15 protein-coding genes and 1 pseudogene are annotated in these 16,168 nt (G+C 66.7%); 5 read left to right on the top strand and 11 right to left on the bottom strand.

Annotated features, from left to right (window positions below):
• Nucleotides 1–30: 30 nt before the first annotated feature.
• The 8 genes and pseudogenes from ACOGXH_RS13485 to ACOGXH_RS13450 form a co-directional block, all read right to left on the bottom strand.
• A complete protein-coding gene (locus ACOGXH_RS13485; protein WP_419929609.1) occupies nt 31–3,174 on the bottom strand; it encodes a DNA polymerase III subunit alpha in 3,144 nt (1,047 codons plus the stop codon).
• A gap of 92 nt (nt 3,175–3,266) precedes the next feature.
• A complete protein-coding gene (locus ACOGXH_RS13480; RefSeq protein WP_419929608.1) occupies nt 3,267–4,700 on the bottom strand; it encodes a hypothetical protein in 1,434 nt (477 codons plus the stop codon).
• A gap of 104 nt (nt 4,701–4,804) precedes the next feature.
• On the bottom strand, nt 4,805–5,356 hold the full coding sequence (locus ACOGXH_RS13475) for a hypothetical protein (RefSeq protein ID WP_419929607.1): 552 nt from the start codon (nt 5,354–5,356) through the stop codon (nt 4,805–4,807).
• Nucleotides 5,357–5,369: 13 nt separating this feature from the next.
• Entirely contained in the window at nt 5,370–6,554 is a 1,185-nt protein-coding gene (locus ACOGXH_RS13470) for a hypothetical protein (RefSeq protein WP_419929606.1), read from the bottom strand.
• Nucleotides 6,551–7,630: an HTTM domain-containing protein gene (locus ACOGXH_RS13465; protein WP_419929605.1), complete on the bottom strand. Its 1,080-nt coding sequence runs from the start codon at nt 7,628–7,630 to the stop codon at nt 6,551–6,553. Before ACOGXH_RS13465 ends, ACOGXH_RS13470 begins: the two co-directional genes overlap by 4 nt.
• Nucleotides 7,627–8,121: a hypothetical protein gene (locus tag ACOGXH_RS13460; protein WP_419929604.1), complete on the bottom strand. Its 495-nt coding sequence runs from the start codon at nt 8,119–8,121 to the stop codon at nt 7,627–7,629. The genes ACOGXH_RS13465 and ACOGXH_RS13460 overlap by 4 nt, the downstream gene beginning before the upstream one ends.
• A pseudogene (locus ACOGXH_RS13455) lies at nt 8,105–8,695 on the bottom strand (hypothetical protein); the annotation flags it as partial. The pseudogene ACOGXH_RS13455 and the gene ACOGXH_RS13460, both read right to left, overlap by 17 nt.
• An 89-nt stretch (nt 8,696–8,784) precedes the next feature.
• Nucleotides 8,785–9,807 carry an LLM class F420-dependent oxidoreductase gene (locus ACOGXH_RS13450; RefSeq protein WP_419929603.1) on the bottom strand — a complete coding sequence of 341 codons (1,023 nt, stop codon included), beginning with the start codon at nt 9,805–9,807 and terminating at the stop codon, nt 8,785–8,787.
• A 107-nt stretch (nt 9,808–9,914) separates the two neighbouring features.
• Here ACOGXH_RS13450 and rpmB point away from each other — a divergent pair, with 107 nt between their 5' ends.
• Genes rpmB through ACOGXH_RS13435 form a run of 3 tightly spaced genes read left to right on the top strand, consistent with a single transcriptional unit; the run spans nt 9,915 to nt 11,092 of the window.
• A complete protein-coding gene (rpmB, locus tag ACOGXH_RS13445; protein WP_419929602.1) occupies nt 9,915–10,151 on the top strand; it encodes a 50S ribosomal protein L28 in 237 nt (78 codons plus the stop codon).
• 3 nt (nt 10,152–10,154) lie between these two features.
• A complete protein-coding gene (gene rpmG / locus ACOGXH_RS13440) occupies nt 10,155–10,316 on the top strand; it encodes a 50S ribosomal protein L33 (protein ID WP_419847506.1) in 162 nt (53 codons plus the stop codon).
• A 29-nt stretch (nt 10,317–10,345) separates the two neighbouring features.
• Nucleotides 10,346–11,092, top strand: a complete 747-nt coding sequence (locus ACOGXH_RS13435; protein WP_419929601.1) for an HDIG domain-containing metalloprotein — start codon at nt 10,346–10,348, stop codon at nt 11,090–11,092.
• 151 nt (nt 11,093–11,243) lie between these two features.
• Here ACOGXH_RS13435 and ACOGXH_RS13430 read toward each other — a convergent pair whose 3' ends face one another.
• The gene (locus tag ACOGXH_RS13430; protein ID WP_419929600.1) at nt 11,244–11,516 is read right to left on the bottom strand and encodes a hypothetical protein; all 273 of its coding nucleotides are present in this window, start codon (nt 11,514–11,516) and stop codon (nt 11,244–11,246) included.
• Between the two features lie 184 nt (nt 11,517–11,700).
• On the opposite strand from ACOGXH_RS13430, the gene ACOGXH_RS13425 reads away from it, so the two are divergent.
• Nucleotides 11,701–12,894: a hypothetical protein gene (locus ACOGXH_RS13425; RefSeq protein WP_419929599.1), complete on the top strand. Its 1,194-nt coding sequence runs from the start codon at nt 11,701–11,703 to the stop codon at nt 12,892–12,894.
• Nucleotides 12,895–12,921: 27 nt separating this feature from the next.
• On the opposite strand, the gene ACOGXH_RS13420 is transcribed toward ACOGXH_RS13425, so the two are convergent.
• On the bottom strand, nt 12,922–13,716 hold the full coding sequence (locus ACOGXH_RS13420; protein ID WP_419929598.1) for a hypothetical protein: 795 nt from the start codon (nt 13,714–13,716) through the stop codon (nt 12,922–12,924).
• 39 nt (nt 13,717–13,755) lie between these two features.
• On the opposite strand from ACOGXH_RS13420, the gene ACOGXH_RS13415 reads away from it, so the two are divergent.
• Complete coding sequence (locus ACOGXH_RS13415; RefSeq protein WP_419929597.1) at nt 13,756–14,925, top strand: thiolase C-terminal domain-containing protein; 1,170 nt, start codon at nt 13,756–13,758, stop codon at nt 14,923–14,925.
• Here the strand turns inward: ACOGXH_RS13415 and ACOGXH_RS13410 are convergent.
• The gene (locus ACOGXH_RS13410; protein ID WP_419929596.1) at nt 14,903–16,168 is read right to left on the bottom strand and encodes an MFS transporter; all 1,266 of its coding nucleotides are present in this window, start codon (nt 16,166–16,168) and stop codon (nt 14,903–14,905) included. The two genes, ACOGXH_RS13415 and ACOGXH_RS13410, sit on opposite strands and share 23 nt — an antisense overlap.

The raw sequence follows: 16,168 nt of genomic DNA, 5'->3' as shown, positions 1-16,168 counted from the left end.
GGGCTTCTAACCAACCCCCCGACCGCTGTGTCAGTGCCAGTCGTGCGACGGCGGCATGGCCACGCCCGAGTCGATGCTGCGCACGTCGGTGGCCACCACGTTCACGGTGCCGTCCCATCGGGAAATCCGCCCGGTGACCACGATCACCTGGCTGCCCAGCTCCCGGCGGCGTCGGGCGAACAGGTCGGAGTAGATGATCACCTGGGTGTCGCTCGTCTCGTCTTCGATGGTCACGAAGACGGTGCCATCGCGCCCATGGGGGTGTTGGCGGGCTACCGGCCAGCCGGCGACGGTGACCACTTCGTTTTCTTTGCGGGCCTCCACCTCGGCGGTGGGCATCACCCCGGGATCGAGGGTTGGCCGGAGGAACTCCATGAGGTGGCCCTTGGGATACATCCCCATGGTTCGGTACTCGCCCATCATCTTCTCCCGCTCGGTGAAGTCGGCGAGCTGGGGCACGCGGTCGTCGGTCGACAGCGAAAGGGCGGTTTGGCCGGAGCCCGAGGGCCGGTTTTGCAGCCCCGACTCCCACAGCGCCTCCCTTCGGTTCGCGGCAATGGCGTCGAACGCACCGGCTAGCACCAGCGACAACACTGCCTGGTCCTTCAGCCCCGTCCGGCGCACCAGGTCGCCAGCGCTGGTGTAAAGCCCTAGGCGCTGCCGTTCGGCCACGATGAGCTTGGCCGACTCCACCCCCACGTCCTTGATGAACTGAAGCCCGAGCCGCACCGAGGCGCCTTCAGGCGAGCACACGGCACTGCTTTGGTTGACGCACGGGTTCAGAAACGCCACGTCGAAGCGCCGGGCGTCCTGCTTCAGCGTCTCCATGGGATAGAAGCCCATCGGCTGGTTGTTCATCAGTGCCACGAAGAACTCCACCGGGTGGTAGCGCTTGAGCCATGCCGCCTGATAGGCGGTCACCGCGAACGCATGGGAGTGCGACTCCGGGAACATGTAGTGGCCGTTGATCTTGGCGAAGATCCTCTTGGCGGCCGCTTCGAGGACGCCGTTTTGGCGAGCGCCCTCGGCGAAGCGCTCCCAGTGCAGGGCGATGAGGTGCTCGCTGTTGGGCCGGGCGAAGGCGCGGCGCACCTCGTCGGCCTCAGACGCAGTCATGCCGGCCACGTCCTCGATGAGCTGCACCACCTGCTCCTGCCACACGATGATGCCGTACCCCCGTTCCAGGGCGCGCTTCTCCAGCGGATGGTCGTAGTCCCAGTCAGCATCGTGGCGGTAGCGCTCAACGAACTGGGACACCGCGCTGCCTTGGGTGCCCACGCCGGGGCGGATGAGGGCCACCTGGTAGGCCAAGTCGAGAAGGTTGCGCGACTTCAGCCGCTGGGCCATTTTCAGCTGCGCGGGGGACTGGAGCAAAAACACCCCCTTGCAGAGGCCGTCGTTGATCATGTCGTAGACGCCGGGGTCCTCCGGGCTGATCTGGCCCAGGTCGGGCCGGGCGCCCTCCCGCTCGGCCACGAGGTCGAGGGCTTCGTCGATCTGGTCGAGCACCGGCAGCGACAAGATGTCGATTTTGGCGAAGTTGGCGTCGGCCACGCTGTCTTTGTCCCAGTCCATGATGTAGCGGCCGTCGGTGGCCCCGGCCCGGATCGGCACCATCTCCGGGATGGGCGAGCTGCTGAGCACCATGCCGCCCACGTGCTGGCCCAACCCCCGGGGAGCGCCCATGAGCTGGGGGGCGAGGTTGAGCAGGTCTCGCCATCCGGGGGCGTCCACTTTGTCTTTGAACTCCGGCAACTGAGCCATCTCATTACGGAGGTCATCGGCGTGGTGGGAGTGCAGCCGCTTCGACAGCAGCCCGAGGCGCTCCTGGGGCAGTCCCAGGGCCTTTCCCAGGTCTTGGATGATGCCCTTGACCTTGTAGGTGGTGATGGCCCCGGCCAGCACGGCGTGCTCGGGTCCGAAATGGGCGTGTACCCGCTCGATCAGCTCGTCGCGCAGCCCTCGGGGGAAGTCGAGATCTATATCGGGCAGTGTGGTCATGTCTTCGGAGATGAAGCGCTCCAAGGTGAGATCCCATTTCAGGGGATCGACATGGCTGATGCCGATTAGGTAGCCCACGAGCAAGGCCACCGACGAACCCCGCCCCCGTCCCGGCGGCCTCTCCTCTATCGGCGTGTCGGGGCTGATCTCGCCCCGCTCCACCAGGATCTGCTGGCCCAGCAGGGCGATCTGGCGGTAGAGCAGCAGAAATCCGGCCAGGTTGAGCCGTTCGATCAAACCGAACTCCTCGGCTAGGCGATCTTCCACCTGTGAGGTGACGCTGCCGTACCGCCGTACCGCCCCCTCCCGGCAGAGCCGTTCCAGGTAGCTCAGGGGTGTGTTGTCGGGGGGCACCGCGGCATCGGGCAGGGCATAGCCCAGGTCGGTGCTGAGGTCGAAACAGCACTGCTCGGCGATGCGAAGGGTGTTGGACACCGCTTCCGGGCACTCGGCGAAGAGCCGCTCCATCTCGGCGGGCGGTTTCAGGTGCAGATGGTGGTTGGGCCGCAGGTGGGGCAGGGCTTGGTCGATGGTGGTGTTGAGTTTGGCCGCCACCAGCGCCTGCTGGAGCCGGGCGCGGTCGGGGGTGTGGTAGTGGACGTCGTTAGTGGCCACCACCCGGGCGCCGGTCTCTTCGGCGAGCCTGATCAGCTTGCGGTTGCGGTCGGTGTCGCCGGCCAGAAAGTTCTGCTGAAGCTCCACGTACACCGAGTTCGGCCCATACCAGTCGAAGTACTGCCGCAACAGGCCGTGGGCCTCGCCGAAGCGGTCTTCCATGGTCAGCTGGGACAAGGGGCCGTCGCGCCCCCCGGTCAGCAGCACCACGCCCTCGCAGTGGTCGGGAAGGTGGGAAGGGTCGAGCTTCGGGTCCCGGCGGTCGTCGGCGTTGGCCAGGGTGAACAGGCGCGAGATGTTGGAGTACCCGGCCCGGGTCTTGGCCAGCAGGGCGAGCTTGGAGCCGTCGGTCAGCGTCAGTTCTCCGCCGGTGATGGGCTGGGTGCCCAGGCTCTTGGCCAGACGGGCGAACTCCAGTGCGCCACACAGGTTGGTGTCGGTGAGAGCCAAAGCCGGATAGCCGAACTGCTTGGCCTGGGCCAGCAACTCGTGGGCATGCGACGCCCCCTCCCCGTAAGAGAAGAAGCTCTTGGCCCGAAGCTCCACCCAGTTCGCCATCAGGGGTCGCCCATCCTGTCCGTCACCCAGTTCGCCATCAGGGGTCCATCGTCAGTGGTTCGTCGCTAGTAGTTCCCATCGACAGCTCGCAATCAGGCGCTTTGTCGGTACCAGCGGCTGTCGGTGCAGTCTCGGAACAGGGTGATCAGCCGCCCGTCGCCGGGGTCGACCCGGTAGTAGGAGCGGGCCACCGGCTTGGGGAGCCACCACAGGTCGAATGTCCACCGGTCGTCGATTCGAGCCACCTTCCTCCAGCGCCGGCCCGCCCGCAGCGACCGCGGCTCGCCCTTTGAGTTCTCGCGCACGTCCACCGGCCTCGGCGTCAGCAGGGGTCTGATGGTGTCTTGGGCCGACGGGTCGAGGGGCATCTGGAGGAACCGCATCTCCGGCACCGGATGCCACGGGGCCACGCCGGCGATCCGGTACAGGGCATGGTCGCCCCTCATCAGCGGCCGTAGTCGGCGATCGGCTTCCACGAGCCGCCCCAGGCGGTCGCGTCGTGCATCCTTCAGCAGTGTCAGCTGGGCCACCGACTCGCCGGTGAGGTCCGACAGGGTGAGGGTCACGTCCTCGACAGGACGGCGCGGCGGGTCGGCTTCCAGGCGATCTCGGATGATCTCCGAGGCACTCTCCCACTCGCCGACGGGCTGCTTGAACCGCACACTGTGCTCCCACGCCGGCCAGCCCGGCGCCTCGCACAGCAGGTGCGCCGACCCGGCGAGGCGGCCTTTCGCCTCCGGGCGAGCGAAGGCCCGCAGCAAAACGGTGTCCACCGCCATCAACAGGGCCTCGATGGCGGGGTGCAGCGCCATCGAGATGTGCTCGACCACCGGCTCCTCACACGTCTGGGGAACGAGGGGGCTGTCGTCGATGCCGTTGCACAGCGACCATGCCCGCAAGCCCTCGAGGCCGAACCGGTCGGAGAGCAAATGCCCGCTCACCGAGGCGACGGCGCCCATGGTGTGCAGGCCGAAGCGGTGCAGATCGTTCTTCATGGCGTCCGAGACGGGAAGCAGGTCGATGCTGTGGGGGGCGAGAAAGGTGCCAAGATCGTCGCCCACCCCACAGGCGCCCGGGCCCCGGCGCATCCGAGCGGCGACAAAAGCGGGGAACTTGGCGTCTGCCACTCCAACCCGGGGACTCAGGAAGGCGGGGAGCGCGCTCATGAGCGCAGAGACCGCGCCCGATTCACCCCCGTACAGCCCCTCCAGCCCGTCCAGCCGTACATAGGCCGTGCCCAGATCGGCCGCCTCCACCCGGTCGCTCACCCCTTGCAGGTCTGCCACCATGCGGTGGAAGGCCCGCCGATAGCAGGGCTCGTCGGCGTCCAGCACCACGGCGTTGGCGTGGTGTGACATGGCCTCTTCCAAGGTCATGCCCTCCCTCACCCCGACGGCGGCGGGGAAGTGATCGACCACCAGAGCCCTGGTGGCCGACGGATCGCCGTCGACGATCAGCACCGGGCTGTCCTCCAGGTGGCGATGCCGGCTCATCTCCACCTTCGCCCGCAAATGGGTCGCCAGCACACACGCAACCCTCATGTGGCACCCGTGCGAAGCTCGCTGCAACTACACAGGACAACCTTATTGACGCCAGTGACACATTCGATCCGACGAGGCGGATGAGCCGGTCAGAGGGTTTGGGTGCCGTCGACGCCGAGGGCGATGGCGAGGACGATGGCGATGCCGCCGAGGAGGCGGGCGGTGACCGAGAGCAAGGGGGTGGGCACCGCTCGGAACCAGAGCAGGGCGGCGGTGACCAATGCGGCCAGCACCACGCCGGCCATGGTGCGGAGGGTGCCGTCGTGGGCGGCGGTGGCCAGCACCACGGCGACGAGCTGGGGGGTGAACAACACGGTGAGCGCGATGAGGGCCACTTGGGTTCCGGCCCGGGGCTCGTCGTGGACGGGGTGGTCGGGCCACACCATCCACCACAGCCCGGCTACGGCGAAGGGCACCGCGGTGGCCAGTCGCCAAGTGCCCGTCGTTACCGACAGGCCGTCGAGGATGGGATCAGCCAGCGCGGCGATCACCCACAGCGCGCCCACCGCGGCAACCACGGCCAGCGCCACCCGGGGCCGCCACTGATCCCGGTTGGAGGGCCGCCAGGCCACGCTCAGCGCGCCCGCGGCCGGGTTGGCCGCGACCAGCACCATCAACATCACCGGTCCGAGTCCGCTCATGGTTGTCTCGCTTTCATGGCTTGTTTCCTCCGAGGTTGAAACTGACATCGGCCATCAACAGGCCGGAGATGGCGTGCTGTTGGTCGTCCACTCTGGTTTGGTCGTCGTAGTACCAGGCGCCATCGTCGGCCTGGACTTCGGCCAAGCGGGCCGCGCCGCACTCCAGCCGATCCCGCAGCGGTGCGTCGGCGAGACGGGGCTCGTTGAGCCAGAGCCACTCCAGGGCGCCCAGCCCCTCCAGGATGGTCCCGTAGCCGCCGCCGCGGGGCATGGGCAGATGGGAGATCTTGGCCACGCCCTCCCGCTGGGCGTCCCAGCGGATCATCTGCCCGAATCGTCCGGCCAAGCGCTCGGCATAGGCCAGATGGTGGTCTTCCAAGCCCCACTCGGCCGTCTCGCCCAAGGTGTAGGCCGCCCACTGATCGGGCCATGGCGGAGGCCACAGTTCTTCCAGCTCGTCCCGCTCGGTGGACAGATAGTCCAAGATGGCCCACACCGGGGCATCCCACCCCTCGCCGGGAAATATCTCGTGCAAGAGCGCCAAACCCCAAGAGGCCTCTCCGGTGGCGAACCGGGACCGCTCCCCGGGCACTGGCGCGCCGGTCTTGGGATCCCAGAAGTTGAGCATCCCGCCATCGGGCAGCTGCTGGCCCACCAGGAACCGGCCCAGCGCCCGCATCTCGCCGTCGTAGCGTTCATCGCCGGTGAGGATGCGCCGATGGGCCAGCGACACCAGCGTGAGCGCGGCCGTGCCTGTTTTCACCGGACCCCGGGGCGACAGCGCCGGTCCCATGCCCCCGTTGCTGGTGTCCACGGCCCGCTCCAGCAGGTAGTTCATGCCCCGGTCGGCGGCTTCCACCACTTGGTGGTTGCTGCCCTGTTGCACGATGGCCAGCTGGTAGAGCGACATGGTGCCCCCGGCGTGGCGGACCAGGTTGTACCCCGGCTTCGCTGACTCAATTCGCCGGTCGTACTCGTACAGATACCGCCCGCTGGGCTCCTGAGTGCGGACGATCCAGTCGGCCCCGGCGTCGATAGAAGCCTGGCCGTCGCCGGGGAAATAGGCCGGGCACACCTCGGGCGCGGCCAGCGTCACCCGCAACAGTGCGGCCATCACCACCCACACCACCGCCCAGGCAATGAGCCGACGCGAGGCTCGACCGGTCCAGAGCCGCCGCAGTGACGACAAAGCGCTCACGGATACCGCCAGAGCCGGGAGAACAAGAACGTGGCTGGCAGCCGAGTCCGCACGAACTGGCGGGCTTCTCTTCCCTCCAGCACCGTCCCGTCGCGATCCACCATGCGCCACGATGCCCCCGGCACCACGGTGATGTCGAACCGGGCCGTCCAATCGAACCACCAAACCCAGCGGCTCGGAGCAACCAAGGTGCGGTCGCGTGTGGAAGGGGTGGCCCAGATGGCCAGGGCCCCGATGGCAATCACGCTGAACACCTCCACTTGTGCGCTCACCTCGATGCCCACGTGGAAGGCCACTGCCACCCACACCGCGGCCAGCCGGGTGCGGCGGAACCAAATCCCGAAAGCGATGATCAGCTCGGTGGCCACCGCCACCGGCGACAGCACCCACTGGAAGGCCCGGGCGGTCAGCACTTCGAGGATGGGGTCGCCCAGCGTGTCTCCCAGCACCTCCCGGGCGTCGTCTTGGTAGCGCAAGGTTCGGTCGTGCATCACCCGTCCGCCCACCCAGTCGGGATCGATCAGCTTGGAGAACCCCGAGGCGAAGTAGATGGCGGCGGCCTCGAACCGAAGCAGCCACACCGGCCACAAAAGCGCCCGATCATCAGGGGGCGGCCGGCGGCGGGCATCTAGCGACAGCACCCGACCGTTGTCGCACAGCGCCACCCCAGCCAACAGGATGATGAGAAAGGCCCGGTTGTGGCGGAAGTGGGTCTCCGACAAGAAGAAGTTGTAGGCCACCACCGCCAAAGTCACCCAGGTGGCGGTTCGGGACCACAGGCCCACGGTCATCAGCACCGCAGCGGCCACGCCGATCCACAGCAGCGCCACATACAGTCCGGCGGGGGCGTTGGGCACCCACGGCCACCACTTCTGCTGGAACACGTCGAGGTAGGTGGTGCCGTCGAGGGCGTCGGCCAGAAACGGACGCAAGTGCCAGATGACCGACGGGCCCAGCACGATGCGCACGATGGCCACAGATCGCACGCTGGCGGGCTGGTCGAATACCTCGTCCAGCCACCGCCGGCACCTCGCCCGCCAATCGGCGGTCGTCGAAACAGAGGCCGTGGCCGTCATGGGCCGCCCAACTCCCGGTCGTGGCTGCGGATCACCGTGACATAGGGGCCGCGGGCGTTGCGGAAGTAGGTGACGGTGGCTTCGAGGTAGAGGGTCTCAGTGTCGTTGGGGGTGTTGTCGGCCATCCAGTCCAGGGCATGGTCCAAGTAGTCCACCACCGCGTCCACCCCGGAAAAGGCGTGGCGCTGGCGCCATGGCCCCTGCAATGCCCGCCAGCCGATCAGCTCGTCCCAGTCGTAGCCCTCCCAGCGCCCGTAGGGAACCTCCACCCGCTCGCCGTCGGGCAGCACCCGCACCAGTTCCACCGCATAGGTGCTCGACTCGTTGAACGGCTGGAAGGCGAAGTAGTTGTGCGGGTCCCGGTAGCCGTTGGCTACCAGCCCCAATTGCACCACCACGATGGCGGCGGCAAACCACCGCGCGCCCCGTCGCCGCCACAGGGGTCGGGGCGGCGCGGTCGCTTCTAGGTCAGCGTCAGCCGCCGTTGCCATACCTCTGCTTGTAGGCCTCCAGATCAGGCGGCAGGCGGTCGCGCTTGAGCTCGGCGAAGTTGTCGTAGGCGGTCAGCCACCGCACATGGCGCCACAGCTCCACTGCCTCTTCGGTGGTCGCCGCCGGGTTTGAGATCACCGGGCCGAACAGGGCCGGGCCTTGTCCGCCCTCCAAACGAATAGTGGGCACGCCAAAGCTGCGGGTCTCGTCGCACAAGATGGTGTGCTCGGACTTCAACGTCTCCCAGGTGCTGTCGTCGGCCAGGGCGTCGTCCACCAAGCTGGCGTCGAATCCGGCGTCGACTGCGGCGGCCCGGATGGTGTCGAGCTCGTCCACCGACTCCACCAAATCGAACGCCCGGTGGCCGATGGCCTGGTAGTAGGCGCCGATGCCGTCGTTTCCGCCCACCTCGCGGGCCTTCACCGCGGTGCGCAGCGAGCGCACCCCCACCCCTCGGTCGGGGTCGAACTCGTCCATGGGCTTGTCGAAGTTGACGATGGCCAACGAGAACAGGCCCCAGGTGACGCTCACCTCACCGGCGTCTTCAATCTGACGAACCCAACGGGCCGTCTGCCAGCACCATGGTCAAAGCGGGTCGAAATAAAAGGTGATGGGCTCGCTCATCAGGCTCTCTCCCTGTTCCAGTTCATCGGACTTTCAATTTAACCCAGGATGACATCGGCGATGGTCCGCAGCTCGTCTGCCGATCGGGCGCCCACGTTGATGCCGGTGATCGGGCTCTCCTCCCAGGCCGCCAGCCGGTCGCGGATCCGCTCCGGCGAACCCACTAGGGAGATCTCATCGGCGAACTGGTCGGGCACCGCGGCGATGGCCTCTTCCCGCCGGCCCTCGAAGAACAGGTCTTGGATGTGGTAGGCCTCCTCCTCAAACCCCATCCGGGCCATGAGCTTGGTGTGGTAGTTCTGGCCCTTGGCCCCCATGCCCCCGATGTAGAAGCCCAGCGAGGCCTTGGTGGGGAACAGCGCTTCGGCCAATTCCTCGTCGGAGTTGCCGGTGACCCGGATGGTGGTGTGGACGGTGATCTCGAAGTCGTCGGAGCGCCCGGCGATCGATTCGGCGTACACCTCGGGGCGGAACGGGGAGTAGTACAGCGGCAGCCAGCCGTCGGCGATCTCCACCGTCTGGGCGATGTTTTTGGGGCCCTCAGCGCCAATGAAGATGGGAATGTCGGTTCGGGGAGGATGGGTCATGATCTTGAGCGGCTTGCCCAGGCCGGTGTCGCCCTCTCCCTTGTAGGGGTGGTTGTAGTAGTCGCCCTCGAAAGTCAGATAGCCGTCGCGGGCGAACACCCGCCGCAGGATCTCCACGTACTCCCGGGTGCGAGCCAAAGGGCGGTTGCCGGGCTGGCCGTACCACCCCTCCACCACTTGGGGGCCCGACACGCCGAGGCCCAAGATGAGCCGCTGGTTGGACAGGTGGTCGGCGGTGACCGCATGCATGGCCGTTGCCGTGGGGGTGCGGGCGGCCAGCTGCACGATGCCGGTGCCTAGTCGGATGCGCTCGGTGTGGGCCGCCAGCCACACCAGGGGCGAAAATGCGTCGGAGCCCCACGACTCCGCCGTCCACACCGAGTCGTAGCCCAGTCGCTCGGCCTCCTGGGTTAGGGGCACAAATCCCTCCGGCATCCCGCGGCTCCAGTATCCCCAGACCAGTCCGAGTTTCATGGCGGCGACCCTATCCCGATCGCCTGCTGAGACCGTTGTCGGGATTGGGCGCGAGTGCCTCTATCCGTTTGCCGCTGGCCGTTCTCCGACCGGTAACATGGTTCCCTATGTCCAAGGTCTGCCAGGTGACCGGTCGTCGCCCGTCGTTCGGCAATAACGTGTCCCACTCGCACCGCAAGACGCGGCGCCGGTGGAACCCGAACGTCCACAAGCACCGCTTCTGGGTGCCGTCGGAGAAGCGGTGGATCACCCTCAATGTGTCGGCCAAGGGCCTCAAGACCATCAACAAGCACGGCATCGACAAAGTGGTGGCCCAGATGCGCCAGCGCGGGGAGAAATTCTGAGCCATGGCTAGCGACAAGCGTCCCATCATCAAGCTGAAGTCCACGGCGGGAACCGGCTACACCTACGTGACCACCAAGAACCGCATCAACGACCGGGAGCGGATCGAGCTCAAGAAGTACGACCCGGTGGCCCGCAAGCATGTGGTGTTCAAGGAGGAGCGGTAGTCACCACCGTCGACGAGCGCAGGGAGCTCTTGACAGCCGCACTGCTGGCCGAAGACCCTGCCCCGCCGCTGTGGCATCTGGTTGACTCCGGCCTCGCCGACGAGATCGTTCCCGAACTGCCCGCGCTCCGTTTGGAGCAAGATCCGGTCCACCGCCACAAAGACGTGCTGGCCCACACCATCGCGGTGGTGGCCAAGACCCGCGCTGATCTGGTTTTGCGGTTGGCCACGCTGTTCCACGACGTGGGCAAGCCCCGCACTCGCTCCTATGAGCGGGGAACGGTCACCTTCTACCACCACGAGGCGGTGGGGGCTCGCATGACCCACAAGCGGCTCACCGAGCTGGGCTACCCCGAGGAGGTAGTGGACGACGTGAGCGAGCTGGTGCGGCTGTCGGGCCGATTCAAGGGTTACGCCGACGGCTGGAGCGACGCTGCCGTGCGCCGCTACGCCCGAGAGGCTGGTCCCCTGCTGGGTTACCTCAATGAATTGGTGAGGGCCGACTGCACCACCCGGAATGTCCAGAAGGCCAACGATCTCCAGCACCATGTCGACGATCTCGAAGCCCGGATTGCCCGACTGGCTGAGGAGGAGCGCCGGGCGGCCGAGCGGCCCATGATCGACGGCAACGAGGTCATGGAGCGCTATGGCATGGGTCCCGGACCCGAGGTGGGCGCGGCGTTGAAGTTTCTGTTGGAGCTGAAGCGGTCCGAACCCGACCTAGATCGGCCCGCCACCGAGGCCCGACTCGACGCCTGGTGGGCTGAGAACCGCTAAATCCCCTGCTCAGGCGGTGACACAAAAGTAGGCGGTGGCCGGGCTAGCCTCCGATCGGGAGTTGTCAATTGGCCGGTCGAATTGTTGTTCTCATAGCAGTTTTGTTGCTGGCCTCGTCCTGTTCTGACCGCTCTGCCGGCCAACCGGATTCTCAGCCGATCAGCACTCCAGACACTCCCTTTACTCCCGAAATTAGTCCTGCGCCCTCGGCAAACCCCACTGTGGTCGCCACTACGCCGGAGGCACCTGCGCCCACTGAGGTCCCCACGACGGCGGCGGTCCCCGAGTCCACTGCGACGCCCGAGCCCACCGCGGCCCCCACACCGACCCCAACCCCTGAGCCCACTGAGACACCCGAGCCCACCGCGGCCCCCACACCAACCCTGACCCCAACCCCAGAGGCGACCCCAGCCCCCGAGCCCATAGAGGACGATAGCGAGTGCTCGCCACAAGTCCCCGACGACTTCCGTCTGTCCACCACCGATCTCGCCCCGGCCAGTGTCCAGATAACGCAGGCTGCCTATAGCTGTGCTCATGAGGTCGGCATTGCACTGGCCCGGGACCATGCTGCGATTGCCACATTGGCGTCTCGTGGGGTCAACGGCCCGATGCTGCTGCTTGAATCGTGGTTCGAACCCGCATTCATGGCCGAGCTTGGGCGTCTCGCCCCCCAGGTAGTGGTGGCGGCCGGGTTCGAAGAACAGGTCCTCGGTACCTCCTTGGCCGACTTCGAATTCGAGCTGATGTCTGTCGATGAGGAGGCCACGGTGCCTCCCTACGAAGGGTCCAGCGACCGCATCTGGCTAGTCGGCGATGATGCGCCGGTGGCCACGCTTACCGCACTGGGCGCCCCAATCGGTGCCCGGCTAGTGATTGTCGACGGCGATCTGCGAGCCCTTTCTCCCGAGACAAGGGAGATGATTCTCGGCGCTTCCCAGGTTGAAGTGCTCTCCGACCTTGGGGAGGACGCAGACTGGCAGTTGGCGGTAGTCCTCCGGGGCGACGAAATCCCCGGTGGCGGGTGGCTCATGTTCGATGCCGGTTTCAACCGCCGTCTAGTGGCGATGTACGGACACCCGTCGACGCCAGGCCTCGGGGTGCTGGGCGAGCAGGACGCCGAAGAGGGAGTCGAGCGCCTCCAGACCATCGCCGAGGGCTACGACGCCGACGGCGCCGTGATACTGCCCACCTTCGAGATCATTGCCACCGTTGCCTCTGCCGGCCCGGGAGAGGACGGGGACTATTCGGCTGAGACCACCCGGGCTGAGATACGGCCTTGGGTCGAGACAGCGGCGGCCAACGATATGTACGTGGTGCTGGACCTACAGCCGGGGCGAACCGACTACCTCACCCAGGCCAAGATCTACGAAGAGTTCCTGCGCCTGCCTAATGTCGGCCTTGCGCTGGATCCCGAGTGGAGGCTCAAGCCAAACGAGGTTCATTTGCGCCAGATCGGCACGGTCGACGCCGAAGAGATCAACCAGGTTGTCGAGTGGCTAGCCGGAATTGTCCGTGAGGAAGCCCTTCCCCAGAAGCTGCTGATTCTTCACCAGTTCCGCTTGCAGATGATCACTAACCGTCATCTGGTTGAGACTCCTCCGGAGCTGGCGGTGTTGGTCCACATGGACGGTCAGGGTCCGGTTCGAGACAAGATCAACACCTGGAACTTGTTGACCAGACAGCCCGATGCCGGGCAGTTCTATTGGGGTTGGAAGAACTTCTTCGACGAGGACTTCACCATCGCAACCCCGGAACAAGTACTTGAACGAACACCCACACCATTGTTCGTTTCGTTCCAGTAGGGCCAGAGTCAGCCTGACAACAGACCCCTAGAGCTGGTCGACGTAGGTGTCGGTGCCCACCACGGTCTTGTAGAACGGACCGGCCCAGCAAACGCTGGCCAAGCCCGAGCCGTTGACGGCGTCCACATACGATGCGAACGAGTCCCAACAACCGTCGGGCTGCTCGTCGCAGAAGAAGATTTGGAGGGTGCGAGCCTCAGTGCCGGTGCCCGAGCCCAGGTCCATGGGGGAGTTGGAGGTGATCTCGTCACGCTGGCGGGGCTTCCAGGTGGAACCGATGGCCACCGGGGAGCCAGCCATCATCTCGGGCACGGCGGTGTCCCGCAGAAAGGCGTGCAGTTCGTCCTCGCTCACCCCGTCGGCCCGATCCATGGCCACCACCCCGATGCCGGCGTAGCCGTGATCGAGGGCCAGCTCCAGGGGCACCGGGTCGCCATCGCGGTAGGCGGCCCAGCCGACGTCGGCCAAGATGGTGTGGCGGTGGGTGCGCTCAGCGAATCCCCGGTCGTTGGTGTAAAGCCAGTGAACCTGGTCGCCGGCCCACTTCCAGTGCTCCTCGTCGTGGCCGTCGAGCACCCAGTACACGGCCAGGAATGACCCGTCGCCGGCCTGCGACACTTCGCCGCTGCCGTCGGTGATGCGCATGTCCTTGAGCGTCCGGGGGGCCACCCAGCGGGAACCGGCGAACATCCAGGGGCCGATCATGCACCCGGCGTAGAAGTGGTCTCGCTCGTACCAGCGGTTGTACTCCTTCTCGTGGCCCGGATTGGGGTCCACCAGGGTGAAGAGCATGCTGCCAACGTGGATGGGATAGTCGTTCACGCCGCCCGAAGATAGCCGTTGCGCTCTAGTGTCGGCATGGTGAGCAGCCATCCATTCCGCGACAAGGCGGCCATAGCGGGAATCGGCATCACCGAATTGTCCAAGAACTCGGGGGTAAGCACCCTCACGCTGGCGCTGCGGGCGATCATGGCTGCCATCGACGATGCCGGCCTCCGCCGGGGGGACATAGACGGAGTGGCCTGCCACCAGGTGCAGGACTCCATCACCGCTTCCATAGTGGCCCAGTGCCTGGGGGTGGACGACCTGTCGTGGTTCTGCGACCAGTTCGGCGGCGGCTCCACGTCGCATTCGGTGGTGGGCCAAGCCGCCAACGCCGCGGCACTGGGACATGCCCGTCACATCGTGGTGTGGCGCTCAATCAACGCCCGATCCGAGCACCGCATGGGCGGCACCGGCCGTCCACCTCCGGCCATTGTGGAGACCCAGTACCAGCACCCCATCGGATGGGTGACCCCGCCGCAGTGGTATGCCATGTTCGCCCGCTCCCACATGAGCCGCTGGGGAACAACCTCTGAGGACTTGGGGCGCATCGCCGTCCAGCAGCGGGCCAATGCCGCCCACAACGAGCGGGCCATGATGCGGGCCCCCATGACCATGGACGACTATCTGGCCTCCCGGTGGATCGTGGAGCCGTTCCGGCTGTTCGACTGCTGCCTGGAGACCGACGCCGCCGCCGCAGTGGTGATCACCACGTCTGAGCGGGCCCGGGACCTGCGCCAGACTCCGGTGCTGATCTCGGGGATGACCTGGGGCGGCGGCCACATGATGCACAGCAATCGGGTGCAGGCCGACTGGACCACCTCCATTGCCGCCAAGATGGCCCAGAGGTTGTACGAGATGGCCGGGGTCGGCCCCGAGGACGTTCAGTACGCGTCCCTATATGACGCCTTCACCCACCTGGTACTAGTCCAAGTGGAGGACTACGGATTCGCCCCCAAGGGCGAGGCGGCGGCGTTCATTGCCGAGGGTGGAACCGCTCCCGGCGGCCGAATCCCGGTGAACACCCACGGCGGATTTCTGTCGGAGGGCTACGTCCACGGCCTCAACAACCTGCACGAGGCCGTTCGCCAGGTCCGGGGCACCGCCGGGCGCTTCCAAGTGCCCGACGCCGAGGTGGCGCTGTCCACCGGCCAGCCCGGCTATGTGGCCGGCAACTCCTCAGCCCTCATCCTGCGCCGCGATAGCTGACCGGCTTCTCTTGTTCCTGGCGTGCGGCATACCAGGCCGCGGCCGCGGCGGCCACCAGCAGCAGGGCGCTGAGTCCGGCCCAATGACTTAGCGAGTGAAAGCCGAAGTGCTCCATGGCCACGCCTGAGGACAAACCGGCGACCGCCCCGCCGCCGGTCATCAATAGGTCGGCGCCTCCCTGCATCTCCACCCGTTGGGCTACTGGAAACGCGGAAGTCAAAAGAGCGCTCCCCGCGATCAGCCCGAAGCTCCAACCCAAGCCCACCAGCAGGAGGCCGGCGAACATCCCGGCGCTGTCCTCAGCGCTGTTGTGCGCCGCTGTCTCTGCGCCGATGCACAGGATCACCCCACCCAGTCCGACCATGAGGTAAGGGCCGATTCGGTCGACCAGCCAGCCCACGATGGGCGAGAAGGCGAACATGCCGATGACGTGCACTGAGATCACCCAGCCGATCACCCGGAGATGGTGATCCCCGTTGTCCATGTGTAGCGGGGTCATGGTCATCACCCCCACCATCACCGCCTGCCCGGTGAGCATGGCGATCACCGCCAGCCGGGCCGCGGGCACGGTGGCGATTCGGCGCCCCACCACCCGCAGCGGCGCTGGCCGGGCCGCGGCTTGGCCCACCGTGCCCAGCACTTCCAGCGGGTCGGGACGCAGCCACACATGGGTGACCATGAGCCCGATGACGAAAAGGACCATTCCCAGCAGATAGGGGCCGGACAGCTCCGGCAGCCCGAAGAACTCAGCCACCGCCGAAGCAGGACCCAGCGCGATGGTTGGCCCGAGAGCCGCGCCGAAAGTTGTCGACCACACCAGCATCCCAATTGCTCGGGCCCGCCGGTCGTCGGGAGCCAGGTCGGCCGAGGCGAATCGGGCCGCCAAGTTGGTGGCGTTGCCCGCGCCGATTCCGATGATCCCCACCACCAGCAGCGGATAGAAGTCGGCCACCGCAGCCAAGAAGGCGAGGGTGGCTCCGACGGTTCCTATCGACCACCCGGCCACCAATCCCCGGCGGCGGCCCAGGCGGGCCATCCGGCGAGCCAAGGGAACGGTCATTGCCACGCTGCCCACCTGCATCATGGCGGCGGCCACCCCGGCCAGCGTCTCGCTGTCGGTGATCTCCTTGGCCAGTACCGCGGCGGCCGCAAATCCCGAAGCCATGGCCGCCGAGGTGGGGACCACCGAGGCCATCAGCGTCCGTGATGCCCGCTGATAGGCGGCTGTTCGCTCTACCGTCAT

This window comes from Candidatus Poriferisocius sp., assembly GCF_965208355.1.
GTDB lineage: Bacteria > Actinomycetota > Acidimicrobiia > Acidimicrobiales > Bin134 > Poriferisocius.
This window is presented reverse-complemented; position numbering and strand designations above follow the sequence as displayed.